Below are 15,444 nucleotides of genomic sequence, written 5' to 3'. Positions count from 1 at the left end.
AATAAGCAAGAAGTTTTAAACAACATCACGCAAGAAAAACAACAAGCCACAAGCGAGATCACGGAAGCGAAAAAAACCGCATTTAACGAACTTTTAGAAACCTTAAAGCCGAAATTTAGCGGCTTGTTTGTGGGTGCGTATTATGTTTATAATACTATCTATATTAACGGCGGATGGGAGCAAGAGATCAAGGATTTAAGCGATTACACGCTAGAGAAAAGCAAGAAAGGAGAGTAAAATTTTAGGTTGGAAGATTGATGAATATTTGTTTTGTGCGGAATTTAGGGCAACGCTTCAAAAATGCGAAGAGAATGAGCATGATAAATAAATCACAGGACAAATTAAAACATGGTTTAAAAAAGTTCAAGAATCCTTTTAACAAAGAGGGCTTTAAAAGGGTTATAATTAACTCTCATTGAGCGTATGGGTTTGAGAAAAATAAGCCTCAAATCCGTTTAAATCTTGGATCTGTTCTCATCAAACATGAATGGCTAAAACTTTTTGGCTAACGCCAAGCTCTTTGCTATGGATTGTAAAAAATGTTTTTAGCATTTTTTAGATTTTATTATCCATATTTGATGAGAGTCAAGCCTTTTTTATTTAAAAAGGGCTGTATCAATCACAAGGAAATGTAATCCACTTCTTTGGGTTTTTGATGGTTGGCAATGAGTTGCTTACAGGTCGCAACGCCTTCTGAAGTGCCAACCATTAATAGTTTGGATTCGCTTGCAATAATCGTTTCTCCATCAGGCATGGGGATGTATTTGCCATCTTTTTGAGTGATACCAATCACAAACGCTTTAGCGATCTCTCTAAAATGGGCTTCTTTTAATTTCCTTAACACAAGCCAGCTGGTTTTAGGGACAATCACTTCCTCTAAGTCTAAAAGCGTGTCTTTTTTATTGATAAAGCGCTCTAAGATATTTTCCATATCCGGACGCACCGCCATCGCGCTCACTCTCTGTGCCATGAGTTTTGTAGGGGAAACCACCATATCAGCCCCTAATTTTTTTAATTTTTCTAAGCCTTCATCGCTATGCGCGCTCGCAATGATGTAGTAAGGTTTGCGCTTCAATTCCTTTTCAAACAAGCGCACGCTCACCATTAACGCCACATTCACCGGTAAAATCTTAGACAAAGCCACAACGCCCCTAGCGCTGCTTAAGTGGGTTTTGAGCATGGCTAAATTGGTGTGCGGATCGCCTATGATATAGTAGGGGTATTTGTGCTTAATGGCTTCTTCTTCAAAACTAGGGTCATTATCCACGACCACAAAGGGGATTTGAGCGGAGCGGAACTGCTTGCTCAATTCAATGGTGTATTCGTTGTGGTAACAAATGACGTAATGATCCTTAAGGCGCGCGATTTTATAAATCATACCTTTCTCCTTAATCAATCTGGTAAGCGTGCCTTTATTAACCACGCTAACTAAAATAGCCACGCTAAAGGCAATGATTCCTGCCCCAAAAAACATTAAAATGGAAGTTAAAAAAATACTTATAGGCCCAAACTGGCTTTCATTTAAAGCGCCAAACCCTGTAGCTGTCATGGTGTAAGTCGTTTGGAAGAAAGCTTGCATAAGGCTATAATTTTCTAGGGCGAAGTATCCCAGAGTGCCTAAAAGCACAAGCAATTGGATTAAAATAAGCGGGAGTCTAAAGACCTTAAATTGCTCATAGATTTCAGAATTTAAATTGACTTCTGGCTGAATTTCATCGTCTTTTTTGATTTTAAAAAATTTCAACTTTTCAAACAAAACCAATTCCTAGATCAAAATAAATTCTTTTGAAAGCGTTTACCTCTAAATTTAATCAAAACGCTAAACCTAAGCTGTGTTTTAATCTCAAAAAGAAGTTTAGTTTTAAGGGGAGTTTTAAAAAGGTTATCAAAAACATCAAAACCACCCCTACAATCAAAACGGACAGAAATTCTAAAAATTAAGCCCCTTTACGCATGGTTCTTAAAGTGGAAGCAGCCACTTTAATGCGTTTAGTCGTGCCGTCGTCTAATTGGATCTTAATCGATCGCAAGTTAGGGAGTAAGCGGCGCTTATTTTTGTTGTTCGCATGACTGACATGATTGCCTATCATAGGTCCTTTAAAAGTTAAAGCGCATCTTTTTGCCATTGTGTATCCTTAAATATTGAAATAAACTTTGCATTATACTTAAAATAGCCTTTAAAAAGACTGATTTTAAGGCTAATTTTTAAATGGTTCGTTTAAGAACTACTTTTTTTGAGGCATAGAACTTTTAAAACCTTTCATTCTATCAATAGCGTCTCTGTATTTGGCGATATTTTCTTCTGTAAGTTCTGTTACAGCTTTTTTCATGACAACCGCATACATTCTGTTTAAAATCTTGTGTATCGCATCTTCTTTATTCTTTTCCAATTCTTCATGGATAATGCTGTTTGAAGAATCAAACCCTCCAGAATTACCGTTTTTGTAAGTATAAGTCATTGCCTGAAAAGTCCCCACTTCCACAGCAAAATCATGGACTACACGATTGCTTTCTGGCTCATAAAAATTAAACCACACAGAGCCTGAGCTTTGATCCACTAGCGCGTCTAAATTAGGATTATTGGAATCTTTTACATTCATTTTCAAATCTTCTAAGATTCCTACCCACCCTTTCAAATCCAAAACGCAAAAAATCTTTCTCTTATCTTGCACATTTAAAGCTTTTTCATCTTGAAAACGCAACACTTGATAGCCTCTTTTTTCAAAAATAGTTTGGATTTGATTGGCCAAAGCGTCTTGAAACTTGTCAATATAGGGTTTTAGATTATCGCTCACTTGAATGCGTGGCGCTAAAATACCTACAATATGGTGGTTCTGTGGGGCTTGAGCAATATGTATTGGATAATTAAAATCTAGCGGCGTAACATGTTCAGAGCTTGTTTGTATTCTTTCATGAGTTTGAACTTGATTTTTGGTGCCATTTGGTGTTTTTGTTTCAGCGCTTGGATTCATCGCGCAACCGATCAACACGCTTGAAAGCCCTAAAGCCACTAGCATTTTAGAACAAACTCTAACTTTTTTAAAAATAAGCGAACGCTCCATAAAAAACTCCTAAAAATTAAAATAAACTTCTATCCTACCCTATTCATGCTATTTTTAAGTAAATCAATTTGCGCTACAATTTTCTTTTTTCTAAATTTCAAGCATGGCGGTTTTAGGGGATTTTATGCTCTATTCTTTACTATATGGCTATTTCAATATCAATCTTTTCCAGTATTTGACCTTTAGAGCAGGGTTAGGGTTTTTCATAGCCTTTTTCCTCACGCTTTTTTTAATGCCTAAATTCATTCTATGGGCCAAGGCTAAAAAGGCTAACCAGCCCATTTCTAGCTTCGTGCCAAACCACCAGAATAAAAAGGATACCCCTACGATGGGAGGGATTGTTTTTGTTTTTGCAACCATTGTTGCGAGTGTGTTGTGCGCGTCTTTGGGCAATCTTTATGTGTTGTTAGGGATAATCGTGTTAGTGGGCTTTAGTTTTGTGGGTTTTAGAGACGATTACACTAAAATCAACCAACAAAATAACGCCGGGATGAGCGCAAAAATGAAATTTGGCATGCTGTTTGTCCTTTCGCTTGTGGTGTCTGTTTTGTTGAGCCTTAAGGGGTTGGACACTTTTTTATACGCGCCTTTTTTGAAAAACCCCTTGTTTGAAATGCCCACGATGTTAGCGGTTGGTTTTTGGGTGTTGGTTTTTTTATCCACGAGCAATGCGGTGAATTTAACCGACGGGTTAGACGGCTTAGCGAGCGTGCCTAGCATTTTCACCCTTTTAAGCCTTTCTATCTTTGTGTATGTGGCAGGGAATGCGGAATTTTCTAAATACTTGCTCTATCCTAAAGTCATAGATGTGGGGGAATTGTTTGTTGTCTCGCTGGCGTTAGTGGGATCGCTCTTTGGCTTTTTGTGGTATAACTGCAACCCGGCAAGCGTGTTTATGGGCGATAGCGGGAGCTTGGCTTTGGGAGGGTTTATCGCTTATAACGCTATTGTTTCGCATAATGAAATCTTACTCGTTTTAATGGGATCTATTTTTGTGGTAGAAACTTTGTCTGTGATCTTGCAAGTAGGGAGCTATAAAACCCGTAAAAAACGCCTTTTTTTAATGGCGCCTATCCATCACCATTTTGAGCAAAAGGGCTGGGCAGAAAACAAGGTGATCGTGCGTTTTTGGATCATTTCTATGCTGAGCAATTTAGTCGCTCTTTTAAGCTTGAAGGTGCGTTAAAATGAAAATCTCTTTATTGGGGCATGGAAAAACCACTCTAGCTTTGGGGCGTTTTTTTAAAAAAAACCATAACGAAGTCAAATTTTTTGATGATAAATTCCCTTCATTTCATAAGGATAGCGAGGGTTTTCTTTGCTATCCCAGTAAGGATTTTAACCCTAATGATTCCCAACTAGAGGTAGTCAGCCCGGGCATTAGTTTCACGCACCCTTTAGTCATAAAAGCCAAGCATTTAGTGAGCGAATACGATTATATTAATAGCTTGTTTGATTTGGTTTTCACGCCCACTATAATCAGTATTAGCGGCACTAACGGGAAAACCACCACGACAGAAATGCTCACCTTGCTTTTAGAAGATTTTAAGGCTGTGAGTGGGGGGAATATCGGCACGCCCTTGATTGAATTGTTTGAAAAACAATCGCCCTTGTGGGTGCTAGAAACAAGCTCCTTTTCTTTGCATTACACGAATAAGGCTTACCCTTTAATCTACTTGCTCATCAATGTAGAAGCTGATCATTTGACTTGGCATTGCAATTTTGAAAATTATTTGGACGCTAAACTCAAGGTTTTAACATTGATGCCTAAAACTTCGCTCGCTATCCTCCCTTTAAAATTCAAAGAGCATTCAAGCGTTCAAAACTCGCAAGTGCAAAAAATCTTTTTTGACAAAAGCGAAGAGGTTTTAGAGCGTTTAAAAATCCCTTCTAACGCTCTTTTTTTTAAGGGAGCGTTTTTACTAGACGCGGCTTTAGCCCTTTTAGTTTATGAGCAATTTTTAAAAATAAAGAATTTAAAATGGCAAGATTATAGAGAAAACGCCCTTAAAAGACTGAACGCTTTTAAAATTGGCTCGCATAAAATGGAGGAATTTAGGGATAAAGAAGGGCGTTTGTGGGTAGATGACAGCAAGGCCACGAATATTGATGCCACCTTGCAAGCTCTAAAAACCTTTAAAAACCAAAAAATCCATTTGATTTTAGGGGGCGATATTAAAGGGGTCAATTTAACCCCCCTTTTTGAAGAATTTAAAAATCATGAAGTAAGCCTTTATGCGATAGGATCAAGCGCTTTTATCATCCAAGCCTTAGCGTTAGAATTTAATGTTTCTTGTCAGGTTTGTTTGGAGTTAGAAAAAGCGGTTCAAGAAATTAAAAGCGTTTTATTACAAAATGAAATCGCTTTGCTTTCACCCAGCGCGGCCAGTTTGGATCAATTTTCTTCGTATAAAGAAAGGGGTGAAAAATTTAAAGCGTTTGTTTTAAAGGATTAAAGCGTTTGAACCACTCCGTCTACTTGTGAAATTCTTTGAAAAATCTCGTTCCGTTCTGCTTCGTTTGAAACTTCCATAGAAACATTAAAGCTATAAAATTTAGCGTTTTTAGAAGTGTTCTTTAATTCCAATTTAAAGGGGCGTTGGTAGGTTTCTAAAAGCTCTTTTAACACGCTTGTATCTTTAGTGGTCATAATCACCCTATAATCCCAAAGGCAAGGGTAAATAATGGTGGGTTTTTCTGAATCAGACGGCATTGAGCAGCTCCTTAAACAATTTAGGAATGGCAATGGGGCTGTATGTAGAGCGATTGACAAAGCCAAACTTGATTTCTGAAGCAAAGACCTTAAAAGGCTTCATAGGCTCTAAAGAAGCGTTTTGGATGCAATAAATTTCTTGAAAAAGCACCACAAAAACCTTCCTTAATTCTTTAATTTGCGTTCTTATTTCTAAGACCTGCCCAAGGCTTGCGGGGGTGAAAAAATCCGCTTTGATAGAGCGGATAACAAACACGCCTTCTTCATTTTCTGGCAAGACCTTTTGTTTAAAAAAAAACTCGCTCCTAGCCCTTTCGCAATATTTCAAATAATTCGCATGATAGACCACGCCTTCAGAGTCGGTATCTTCGTAATATACCCTACAGCGCATTAATTCCCCTTACTTAAATAATGAAATTTTCTTAAAATTATACAATATGTAACTTAACTATAGTATAATCTAGGGGCGTTGCTTTATGTTTTTTAGGTATTTTTGAAGCGGGTTTTTCCTTAAATCTTAAAATTTTTAAAGATTTTAGAAAACTAATACAGCAATAGTTGGACGATTGAAGACATCGCTCTTTAATTCTAATCATTTACAAGGAGTTTGGTAGTTAAGATATGGGTAATCATTTTTCTAAATTAGGATTTGTTTTAGCGGCTTTAGGGAGCGCGATAGGTTTAGGGCATATTTGGCGCTTTCCTTACATGACTGGGGTGAGTGGTGGGGGTGCTTTTGTTTTATTGTTTTTATTTTTATCTTTAAGCGTTGGCGCGGCGATGTTTATCGCTGAAATGCTATTAGGACAAAGCACGCAAAAAAATGTAATAGAAGCCTTTAAAGAGCTTGACATTAACCCCAAAAAACGCTGGAAATACGCAGGGCTTTTGCTTATTTCTGGGCCATTAATACTGACTTTTTACGGCACGATTTTAGGCTGGGTGCTTTATTATTTGGTGAGTGTTAGTTTTAATTTGCCTAACAATATCCAAGAATCTGAACAAATTTTTACTCAAACTTTGCAGTCTATAGGGCTACAATCCATTGGGCTTTTTAGCGTTTTATTCATAACCGGATGGATTGTTTCTAGGGGGATTAAAGAAGGGATTGAAAAACTCAATCTAGTCTTAATGCCCTTACTCTTTGCCACTTTTTTTGGTTTGCTTTTCTATGCGATGAGCATGGATTCTTTTTCTAAAGCTTTCCATTTCATGTTTGATTTCAAACCAAAAGATTTGACTTCTCAAGTGTTCACTTATTCCTTGGGGCAGGTTTTCTTTTCTTTAAGCATCGGTTTAGGGATCAATATCACTTATGCTGCGGTTACGGATAAAACGCAGAATTTGCTTAAAAGCACGATTTGGGTGGTTTTATCAGGGATTTTAATTTCTCTTGTGGCAGGGCTTATGATTTTCACTTTTGTGTTTGAATACGGGGCTAATGTCTCACAAGGCACAGGGTTAATTTTCACTTCTTTACCGGTAGTTTTTGGCCAAATGGGAGCGATAGGCGTTCTTGTTTCGATTCTTTTCTTGCTCGCGCTCGCTTTTGCTGGCATCACTTCTACGGTGGCTTTATTAGAACCAAGCGTGATGTATCTTACCGAAAAGTATCAATACTCTCGTTTTAAGGTTACTTGGGGTCTTGTAGCGCTAATTTTTGTGGTAGGCGTGGTGTTGATTTTCTCGCTCCATAAGGATTATAAAGATTACCTCACTTTCTTTGAAAAAAGTCTTTTTGATTGGTTGGATTTTGCATCAAGCACCATTATCATGCCTTTAGGTGGGATGGCAACCTTTATTTTTATGGGCTGGGTTTTGAAAAAAGAAAAATTGCGTCTTTTGAGCACGCACTTTTTAGGCCCTAAATTGTTTGCAACTTGGTATTTCTTGCTTAAATACATCACCCCTTTAATTGTGTTTTCTATTTGGTTGAGCAAGATTTATTAGAATATTTGGCATGGGAAAATTTTCTAAATTAGGCTTTATTTTAGCCACTTTGGGTAGCTCTATCGGTTTAGGGCATATTTGGCGCTTTCCTTATATGGTGGGTCATAATGGGGGGAGCGCGTTTGTGCTTTTATATCTGGTGCTAACCTTGAGTTTAGGCATTGCTATGCTTTTAGTAGAAATGCTGATTGGGAATTTGGGTAAAAAAGATGTTGTTTCTAATTATCAAATACTAGATCCTAAAAGGAAAAAATATTACCCTTTCACTTCTTTTTTTATTTTAGGCGGCCCTCTCATTTTATCCTTTTATGCGGTGGTGTTAGGCTGGGTGCTTTACTATCTTTTTGTAGTAACTTTTGATTTGCCTAAAGATTTAGAGCAAGCCAAAATGCAATTTAGCATGCTCCAAAATGGCAGTTTAATCTGGCCTGTTATTGGCTTTAGCGCATGCTTATTGCCGACAATCTGGTTTGTTTCTAGGGGGATTGAAGAGGGGATCGAAAAATTAAATGTCGTGCTGATGCCGTTATTGTTTGTGATTTTTATAGGGCTTTTAATCTATGCGATGACTTTAGAAAGCATGCCTAAGGCTTTGCACTTTTTATTTAATTTTGAGATTCAAAAGATTGATTTTAAGGTTGTTATGGACGCTTTGGGGCAGATGTTCTTTTCTTTGAGTTTAGGGGTAGGCACGATCATTACTTATTCAGCTTTTACGCCCAAAAAAGAAAACCTACTCAAAAGCTCTTTATTTATTGTCTTGCCCGGTATTTTAATCTCTTTGATTGCTGGGGTGATGATTTTCACCTTTGTGTTTGAATACCATGCGGATGTGTCTCAAGGGCCGGGGCTTGTTTTTATTTCCTTGCCTTTGACTTTCGCTAAAATGGGAATCAGCGGACAGATCGTTTCGCTTTTTTTCTTTATGGCGCTTGTTTTTGCCGGGATCACTTCCACGGTTTCTTTGATAGAGCCTTTAGCGCTTTATCTCATCAATCGTTTTAATTTCTCGCGCATTCAAGCGTCGCTATGGATAGGGGTTGTTGTGTATGTTTTAGGCGTTTTAGTCATTCTTTCTATGAATGAACGATACGCTAAGTTTTTGAGCTTTGCGCATAAGAGCGTGTTTGGGTGGCTGGATTTCATCACTTCTTCGTTTTTAATGCCTTTGGGAGGCTTGTTTTCAGTCTTGTTTATAGGATGGATTTTAAATAAAAAGCGTTCTTTTTTAGCCACAAAGCATTTTTTTAATGCAAACGCTTTCAAAGCGTGGCATTTTAGCGTTCGTTTTATCGCGCCTGTAGTGATTTTAGCGATTTTCATCTTGCAATTTAAGTGAAATAAGGATGCTTGATGAAAAGCATTTTGCTCTTTATGATTTTTGTAGTTTGTCAGTTAGAAGGCAAAAAATTTTCACAAGATAATTTTAAGGTGGATTATAACTACTATTTGCGCAAACAGGATTTGCACATCATTAAAACGCAAAACGATTTGTCTAATGCCTGGTATCTCCCTCCACAAAAAGCCCCCAAAGAACATTCTTGGGTGGATTTTGCTAAAAAATATTTAAACATGATGGATTATCTAGGCACTTACTTTCTGCCTTTTTATCATAGTTTCACCCCCATTTTTCAATGGTACCACCCCAATATCAACCCGTATCAACGCAATGAGTTTAAGTTCCAAATCAGTTTTAGAGTGCCTGTATTTAGGCATATTCTTTGGACTAAAGGCACGCTTTATTTGGCTTATACCCAAACTAACTGGTTTCAAATTTACAATGACCCCCAATCCGCTCCCATGCGAATGATGAATTTCATGCCTGAACTCATCTATGTTTATCCTATTAATTTTAAACCTTTTGGGGGTAAGATAGGGAATTTTTCTGAAATTTGGATAGGTTGGCAGCACATTTCTAATGGCGTGGGAGGCGCGCAATGTTACCAACCTTTTAATAAAGAGGGTAATCCTGAAAACCAGTTTCCAGGAGGGCCTGTAATCGTTAAAGATTATAACGGGCAAAAAGACGTGCGCTGGGGGGGGTGCCGCTCGGTGAGCGCGGGGCAACGCCCTGTGTTTCGTTTGGTGTGGGAAAAGGGGGGCTTGAAAATCATGGTCGCTTATTGGCCCTATGTTCCTTATGATCAATCCAACCCTAATTTGATTGATTACATGGGGTATGGTAACGCTAAAATTGATTACAGGAGAGGGCGCCACCATTTTGAATTGCAACTTTATGATATTTTCACGCAATACTGGCGTTATGATCGCTGGCATGGAGCTTTCCGCTTAGGCTATACCTACCGCATTAACCCTTTTGTGGGGATTTATGCACAGTGGTTTAACGGCTATGGCGATGGCTTGTATGAATACGATGTTTTTTCCAATCGTATAGGGGTAGGAATACGCTTGAACCCTTAAAAAAGCGTTCTTTTATGCTATAATAAGACTAAAAATTCAAGGGGATTATTCAGCTATGAAAATCAGTGTTAGTAAAAACGAGTTAGAAAATGCTTTGCGCTACTTGCAAGCTTTTTTGGATAAAAAGGACGCTTCTTCTATCGCTTCACACATCCATTTAGAAGTCATTAAAGAAAAGCTTTTTTTAAAGGCTAGCGATTCCGATATTGGGCTAAAAAGCTATATTTCTACGCAATCCACCGATAAAGAGGGCGTTGGCACGATCAACGGGAAAAAGTTTTTGGATATTATCTCATGTTTAAAAGACTCTAATATTATTTTAGAGACTAAAGATGACAGCTTGGTGATCAAACAGAATAAAAGCTCTTTCAAACTCCCCATGTTTGATGCTGATGAGTTCCCTGAATTCCCTGTTATTGATCCCAAAGTGAGTTTGGAAGTCAATGCCCCCTTTTTAACAGATGCGTTTAAAAAGATCGCTCCTGTGATTGAGCAAACCAGCCATAAAAGGGAATTAGCCGGTATTTTAATGCAATTTGATCAAAAACATCAAACCCTTTCAGTAGTAGGCACGGATACCAAACGACTCTCTTACACGCAGTTAGAAAAAGTCTCTATCCATTCCACTGAAGAAGACATCTCTTGTATTTTACCTAAAAGAGCTTTATTAGAAATCCTTAAGCTTTTTTATGAAAATTTCAGTTTTAAAAGCGATGGCATGTTAGCGGTAATTGAAAACGAAACGCACACTTTTTTCACCAAGCTCATTGATGGGAATTACCCTGATTATCAAAAAATCCTCCCCAAAGAATACACTTCTTCTTTCACTTTAGGCAAGGAAGAATTTAAAGAGAGCATTAAATTGTGCAGTTCTTTAAGCTCCACCATTAAACTCACTTTAGAAAAAAACAACGCTTTGTTTGAATCTTTGGATTCTGAACATAGCGAAACGGCTAAAACCTCTGTTGAGATTGAAAAAGGTTTGGATATTGAAAAAGCCTTTCATTTGGGCGTGAACGCTAAATTTTTCCTTGAAGCCTTAAACGCTTTAGGGACAACGCAATTTGTTTTAAAATGCAATGAGCCTTCTTCGCCTTTTTTGATCCAAGAACCCCTTGATGAAAAGCAAAGCCACTTGAGCGCTAAAATTTCCACTTTGATGATGCCAATCACACTATAAAGGCTGATTTGAATGCAAAATTACCAGAGCCATAGTATTAAGGTTTTAAAAGGCTTAGAGGGGGTTAGGAAACGCCCTGGAATGTATATTGGCGATACCAATGTGGGTGGGTTGCACCACATGGTGTATGAAGTCGTGGATAACGCTGTAGATGAGAGCATGGCGGGCTTTTGCGATAGGATTAATATCACTTTGACTGAGGAGGGGTCATGCATTGTAGAAGATAACGGGCGAGGCATTCCTGTAGATATCCACCCCACGGAAAAAATCCCCGCTTGCACCGTGGTTTTAACGATTTTGCATGCGGGGGGCAAGTTTGATAACGATACTTATAAAGTTTCAGGCGGATTGCATGGCGTGGGCGTTTCGGTTGTGAACGCTTTGAGCAAACGCTTGATCATGACCATTAAAAAAGAGGGTCAAATCTATCGCCAAGAGTTTGAAAAGGGTATCCCCATTAGCGAGCTTGAAATCATTGGCAAAACCAAAAGCGCTAAGGAAAGCGGCACGACTATTGAATTCTTCCCTGATGAAAGCGTGATGGAGGTCGTTGAATTTCAAGCGGGTATTTTACAAAAGCGCTTCAAAGAAATGGCGTATCTTAATGACGGCTTGAAAATTTCTTTCAAAGAAGAAAAAACCCAACTGCAAGAGACTTATTTCTATGAAGACGGCTTGAAACAATTCGTTAAAGACAGCGCTAAAAAAGAATTACTCACCCCCATTATTGCGTTTAAAAGCATGGATGAAGAAACGCACACTTCTATAGAAGTCGCTTTAGCGTATACTGATGATTACAATGAAAACACTTTAAGCTTTGTGAATAACATTAAAACTTCTGAGGGCGGCACGCATGAGGCGGGCTTTAAAATGGGCTTGTCTAAGGCGATTTTACAATACATTGACAATAACATTAAAACCAAAGAGTCGCGCCCCATTTCTGAAGACATTAAAGAGGGGTTGATCGCTGTTGTGAGCTTGAAAATGAGCGAGCCTTTGTTTGAAGGGCAGACTAAATCCAAACTCGGCAGTTCGTATGCGCGCGCGTTGGTTTCAAAATTAGTCTATGATAAAATCCATCAGTTTTTAGAAGAAAACCCTAACGAAGCCAAAATCATCGCTAATAAAGCCCTACTAGCCGCAAAAGCCAGAGAAGCCAGCAAGAAAGCCAGAGAGCTTACAAGGAAAAAAGATAATTTGAGTGTCGGCACCTTGCCTGGAAAATTAGCCGATTGCCAGAGTAAAGACCCCTTAGAGAGTGAAATCTTTTTAGTGGAGGGCGATAGCGCGGGCGGGAGCGCTAAACAAGGGCGCGATAGGGTTTTCCAAGCGATCTTGCCCTTAAAGGGTAAGATTTTAAATGTGGAAAAAAGCCATTTGTCAAAGATCCTAAAATCAGAAGAAATTAAAAACATGATCACGGCTTTTGGGTGCGGCATTCAAGAGAGTTTTGAGATAGAAAGATTGCGCTATCATAAAATCATTATCATGACCGATGCTGATGTGGATGGGAGCCATATCCAAACCTTGCTGATGACTTTTTTCTATCGTTATTTACGCCCGCTGATTGAACAAGGGCATGTTTATATCGCTCAAGCCCCTCTTTATAAATACAAGAAAGGCAAAACAGAAATTTATCTTAAAGACAGCGTCGCTTTGGATCATTTTTTAATTGAGCATGGCATCAATTCGGTGGATATTGAAGGGATTGGCAAGAACGATTTGATGAATTTGTTAAAAGTGGCGCGCCATTACCGCTACGCGCTTTTGGAATTAGAAAAACGCTACAACTTGCTAGAAATTTTACGCTTTCTCATTGAAACTAAGGACGCCTTAAGCCTTGATATGAAAGTTTTAGAAAAAAGCATTTTAGAAAAATTAGAGGGCTTGAATTATCAGATCTTACGCTCTTTTGCTACTGAAGAAAGCTTGCATTTGCATGCGCAAACCCCTAAAGGCTTGGTGGAATTTAATTTAGATGACAATCTCTTTAAAGAAGTGTTGTTTGAAGAAGCGAATTACACCTATCAAAAGCTTATGGAGTATAATTTAGATTTCTTGGAAAATAAGGATATTTTGGCGTTTTTAGAAGAAGTGGAAAATCACGCTAAAAAGGGAGCGAATATCCAGCGCTATAAGGGGCTAGGCGAGATGAACCCTAATGATTTATGGGAAACGACCATGCATAAAGAAAACCGCAGTCTCATCAAACTCAAAATTGAAGATTTGGAAAAAACCGATGCAGTCTTTTCGCTTTGCATGGGCGATGAAGTAGAGCCTAGAAGAGCCTTTATCCAAGCGCATGCTAAAGACGTGAAACAGCTAGATGTGTAAGGGATTTTGATTAGAACCCCTAAACATTTAACCAAGCAAGAGAGCGTGAATTTAGGGGTTTATTACACGCCCCCTTATTTAGTGGATTGTGCTTACAAGCTTTTAAAAAAGCATGTTGGTATTGAAAACTACACGCTTTTAGACACCGCATGTGGCAATAAAGAGTTTTTAAAACTCCACCACCCTAAAAAAATAGGAGCGGATATTGACCCTAAGTGTGGTGCTTTAATGATAAACGCTCTAGTTAATCCTAAAAGAGAAAATTATGGCATTAGCCAAGATGAGCCTTTAATCGTCGTGGGAAATCCCCCCTATAACGATAGAACTTCCTTTATCAAAAAAGATATTAAAAATAAAGATTTCATTTTTGAAATAGACAACGATTTGAAATCTAGGGATTTAGGGATAAGTTTTTTAAAATCTTTTGCAATTTTAAAGCCGGCGTTTATTTGCGTGTTACACCCTTTATCTTATCTCATCAAAGAGGCTAATTTTAAGCAATTAAAACTATTTAAGGATCATTACAGGCTTTTAGACGCTTTGGTTGTTTCTTCTAAATCTTTCACTAAGAGTAACGAATTTCCTATTGTGATAGCTTTATATGAGCGAGGGAGAATGGACTATGCAGAGATTAGGCGTTTTGTTTTTCCAACTGATTGCGATACGACGCTATGCTTAAACGATTTTGACTATATAGCCAATTATGTGGATAAATACCCTAACGCTAAAAAGGTTGGTGCATGCGTGGGCTATTTTTTCCCTATGCGAGACATTAACGCTCTCAAACGCAACAAGACTTTTTTAAACGCACCAAGTGCTAATGCGGTGCGTATCAGTCAAGACAAATTGATTTATTACCAATATATCCATTATTTTAAGGAAATCGCCCCTAAAATCCCTTATTATTTTGGTAATTTGGATATTATCATTGATCATTTCGCTTTTTTAGAAATTAAAGACGCTTTTTTAAAAGATAAAAGAGCGCGTTTAGAATATTTTAAAAAATTGTTTCAAGGACACCCTTGTGAGTTTGATTAGGATTGATGATAGTAAAAAAGCGATTGAAGTTTCTATTCCTTTAACTTCAATTTCAGGCAAAGTGCGTGTGAAAATCAGACATGCCTTTAGCGATTATGGTCTTTCAACAGCGACTAGAAAAATCCCTTTTAGTTTAAAACATTATGTAGAGTGGCAAATCGGTTATGATGTCCCCATTAAAGATAAAGAAAAATTTGAACTCACTACTTTAAAAGATGAAAAATATCATTTTTTAGGGGCTAATAATAAAGTAAAAACTCTTTATGAATTAAGTGAAATGATTGATTACGCTAAGCAATTAGGTTTAATCAGTTTAGAAAATTTAGAAAATACTTTAAAATATTTAGAAAAACAAAAACAATTTATAGAAGATAATTTCACGATTACAAGAGAAAGATTTAGATTACATCAATTTGGTGGCATGGATTTTGAACTTTCACGCATTTCTTATCCTTTACTCATTCATTCTTTTAATGATAATCAGTTGAGCGAAATTGTTATTAGGGAACAACAATACGGCTCTAAAACCCAAGCCATGCTGTATTTTTGCTTTTCTATTTTGGAGTTAAAAACCGCTACCCCCTTATTAAATAGAACGGCTATGCTCAAAGAGCATGCTCTTTTGATTATCCATAAAACCAACGCTCTTGTGTTTTTAGAAATGCTTAAAACTTTTGGACTTTTAAGCCAAGTGTACCATAACGATGTGTTAAAGATTTTAGAAAAAATACTTCAAAATTAACAAT

14 protein-coding genes and 1 pseudogene are annotated in these 15,444 nt (G+C 37.7%); 10 read left to right on the top strand and 5 right to left on the bottom strand.

Annotated elements, in window-relative coordinates; all coding sequences use genetic code 11:
* Window positions 1-237 (top strand): annotated as a pseudogene (locus QU01_RS04125) (ATPase); the annotation flags it as partial.
* A 382-nt stretch (window positions 238-619) separates the two neighbouring features.
* On the opposite strand, the gene QU01_RS04120 reads toward QU01_RS04125, so the two are convergent.
* The 3 genes from QU01_RS04120 to QU01_RS04110 form a co-directional block, all read right to left on the bottom strand.
* Window positions 620-1,756 carry a potassium channel family protein gene (locus QU01_RS04120; protein ID WP_000461978.1) on the bottom strand — a complete coding sequence of 379 codons (1,137 nt, stop codon included), beginning with the start codon at window positions 1,754-1,756 and terminating at the stop codon, window positions 620-622.
* Window positions 1,757-1,937: 181 nt separating this feature from the next.
* Window positions 1,938-2,126, bottom strand: coding sequence for a 50S ribosomal protein L28 (gene rpmB / locus QU01_RS04115; protein ID WP_001118998.1), 189 nt, complete (start codon window positions 2,124-2,126; stop codon window positions 1,938-1,940).
* Window positions 2,127-2,225: 99 nt separating this feature from the next.
* Window positions 2,226-3,062, bottom strand: coding sequence for an HpaA family protein (locus QU01_RS04110; RefSeq protein WP_033762288.1), 837 nt, complete (start codon window positions 3,060-3,062; stop codon window positions 2,226-2,228).
* Between the two features lie 124 nt (window positions 3,063-3,186).
* Here QU01_RS04110 and mraY point away from each other — a divergent pair, with 124 nt between their 5' ends.
* On the top strand, window positions 3,187-4,248 hold the full coding sequence (gene mraY / locus QU01_RS04105) for a phospho-N-acetylmuramoyl-pentapeptide-transferase (protein WP_033762290.1): 1,062 nt from the start codon (window positions 3,187-3,189) through the stop codon (window positions 4,246-4,248).
* Between the two features lies 1 nt (window position 4,249).
* Window positions 4,250-5,518 carry a UDP-N-acetylmuramoyl-L-alanine--D-glutamate ligase gene (gene murD / locus QU01_RS04100; protein WP_033762292.1) on the top strand — a complete coding sequence of 423 codons (1,269 nt, stop codon included), beginning with the start codon at window positions 4,250-4,252 and terminating at the stop codon, window positions 5,516-5,518.
* Here murD and QU01_RS04095 read toward each other — a convergent pair.
* Entirely contained in the window at window positions 5,515-5,775 is a 261-nt protein-coding gene (locus tag QU01_RS04095; RefSeq protein ID WP_033753806.1) for an HP0495 family protein, read from the bottom strand. The genes murD and QU01_RS04095 overlap by 4 nt on opposite strands.
* Window positions 5,765-6,166: an acyl-CoA thioesterase YbgC gene (ybgC, locus tag QU01_RS04090; protein ID WP_001203785.1), complete on the bottom strand. Its 402-nt coding sequence runs from the start codon at window positions 6,164-6,166 to the stop codon at window positions 5,765-5,767. Before ybgC ends, QU01_RS04095 begins: the two co-directional genes overlap by 11 nt.
* A gap of 230 nt (window positions 6,167-6,396) precedes the next feature.
* Between ybgC and QU01_RS04085 the strand changes: the two genes are divergently transcribed.
* From QU01_RS04085 to QU01_RS04055, 7 genes are read left to right on the top strand one after another with little or no spacing between them, the layout of a single operon-like run.
* Complete coding sequence (locus tag QU01_RS04085; protein WP_033763531.1) at window positions 6,397-7,725, top strand: sodium-dependent transporter; 1,329 nt, start codon at window positions 6,397-6,399, stop codon at window positions 7,723-7,725.
* Between the two features lie 10 nt (window positions 7,726-7,735).
* On the top strand, window positions 7,736-9,064 hold the full coding sequence (locus QU01_RS04080) for a sodium-dependent transporter (protein WP_033762295.1): 1,329 nt from the start codon (window positions 7,736-7,738) through the stop codon (window positions 9,062-9,064).
* Window positions 9,065-9,078: 14 nt separating this feature from the next.
* Window positions 9,079-10,146, top strand: a complete 1,068-nt coding sequence (locus QU01_RS04075; protein WP_000836126.1) for a phospholipase A — start codon at window positions 9,079-9,081, stop codon at window positions 10,144-10,146.
* Window positions 10,147-10,201: 55 nt separating this feature from the next.
* Window positions 10,202-11,326: a DNA polymerase III subunit beta gene (gene dnaN / locus QU01_RS04070; RefSeq protein ID WP_033762297.1), complete on the top strand. Its 1,125-nt coding sequence runs from the start codon at window positions 10,202-10,204 to the stop codon at window positions 11,324-11,326.
* A 12-nt stretch (window positions 11,327-11,338) separates the two neighbouring features.
* Entirely contained in the window at window positions 11,339-13,660 is a 2,322-nt protein-coding gene (gene gyrB / locus QU01_RS04065) for a DNA topoisomerase (ATP-hydrolyzing) subunit B (RefSeq protein ID WP_033762299.1), read from the top strand.
* A 45-nt stretch (window positions 13,661-13,705) separates the two neighbouring features.
* On the top strand, window positions 13,706-14,698 hold the full coding sequence (locus QU01_RS04060) for a hypothetical protein (RefSeq protein ID WP_033762394.1): 993 nt from the start codon (window positions 13,706-13,708) through the stop codon (window positions 14,696-14,698).
* Window positions 14,685-15,440: a R.Pab1 family restriction endonuclease gene (locus tag QU01_RS04055; RefSeq protein WP_033762300.1), complete on the top strand. Its 756-nt coding sequence runs from the start codon at window positions 14,685-14,687 to the stop codon at window positions 15,438-15,440. The genes QU01_RS04060 and QU01_RS04055 overlap by 14 nt, the downstream gene beginning before the upstream one ends.
* The last annotated feature ends 4 nt before the right edge of the window (window positions 15,441-15,444 follow it).

Source organism: Helicobacter pylori SA221C (assembly GCF_000476855.1).
Classification (GTDB): domain Bacteria; phylum Campylobacterota; class Campylobacteria; order Campylobacterales; family Helicobacteraceae; genus Helicobacter; species Helicobacter pylori_DK.
This window is presented reverse-complemented; position numbering and strand designations above follow the sequence as displayed.

Excerpts from the sequence above, each read along its gene's own strand:
- dnaN (WP_033762297.1), top strand. The coding sequence starts at position 10,202 with ATGAAAATCAGTGTTAGTAAAAACGAGTTAGAAAATGCTTTGCGCTAC.
- gyrB (WP_033762299.1), top strand. The coding sequence starts at position 11,339 with ATGCAAAATTACCAGAGCCATAGTATTAAGGTTTTAAAAGGCTTAGAG.
- QU01_RS04075 (WP_000836126.1), top strand. The coding sequence starts at position 9,079 with ATGAAAAGCATTTTGCTCTTTATGATTTTTGTAGTTTGTCAGTTAGAA.
- QU01_RS04080 (WP_033762295.1), top strand. The coding sequence starts at position 7,736 with ATGGGAAAATTTTCTAAATTAGGCTTTATTTTAGCCACTTTGGGTAGC.
- QU01_RS04085 (WP_033763531.1), top strand. The coding sequence starts at position 6,397 with ATGGGTAATCATTTTTCTAAATTAGGATTTGTTTTAGCGGCTTTAGGG.
- QU01_RS04110 (WP_033762288.1), bottom strand. The coding sequence starts at position 3,062 with ATGGAGCGTTCGCTTATTTTTAAAAAAGTTAGAGTTTGTTCTAAAATG.
- mraY (WP_033762290.1), top strand. The coding sequence starts at position 3,187 with ATGCTCTATTCTTTACTATATGGCTATTTCAATATCAATCTTTTCCAG.
- QU01_RS04095 (WP_033753806.1), bottom strand. The coding sequence starts at position 5,775 with ATGCCGTCTGATTCAGAAAAACCCACCATTATTTACCCTTGCCTTTGG.
- murD (WP_033762292.1), top strand. The coding sequence starts at position 4,250 with ATGAAAATCTCTTTATTGGGGCATGGAAAAACCACTCTAGCTTTGGGG.
- rpmB (WP_001118998.1), bottom strand. The coding sequence starts at position 2,126 with ATGGCAAAAAGATGCGCTTTAACTTTTAAAGGACCTATGATAGGCAAT.
- ybgC (WP_001203785.1), bottom strand. The coding sequence starts at position 6,166 with ATGCGCTGTAGGGTATATTACGAAGATACCGACTCTGAAGGCGTGGTC.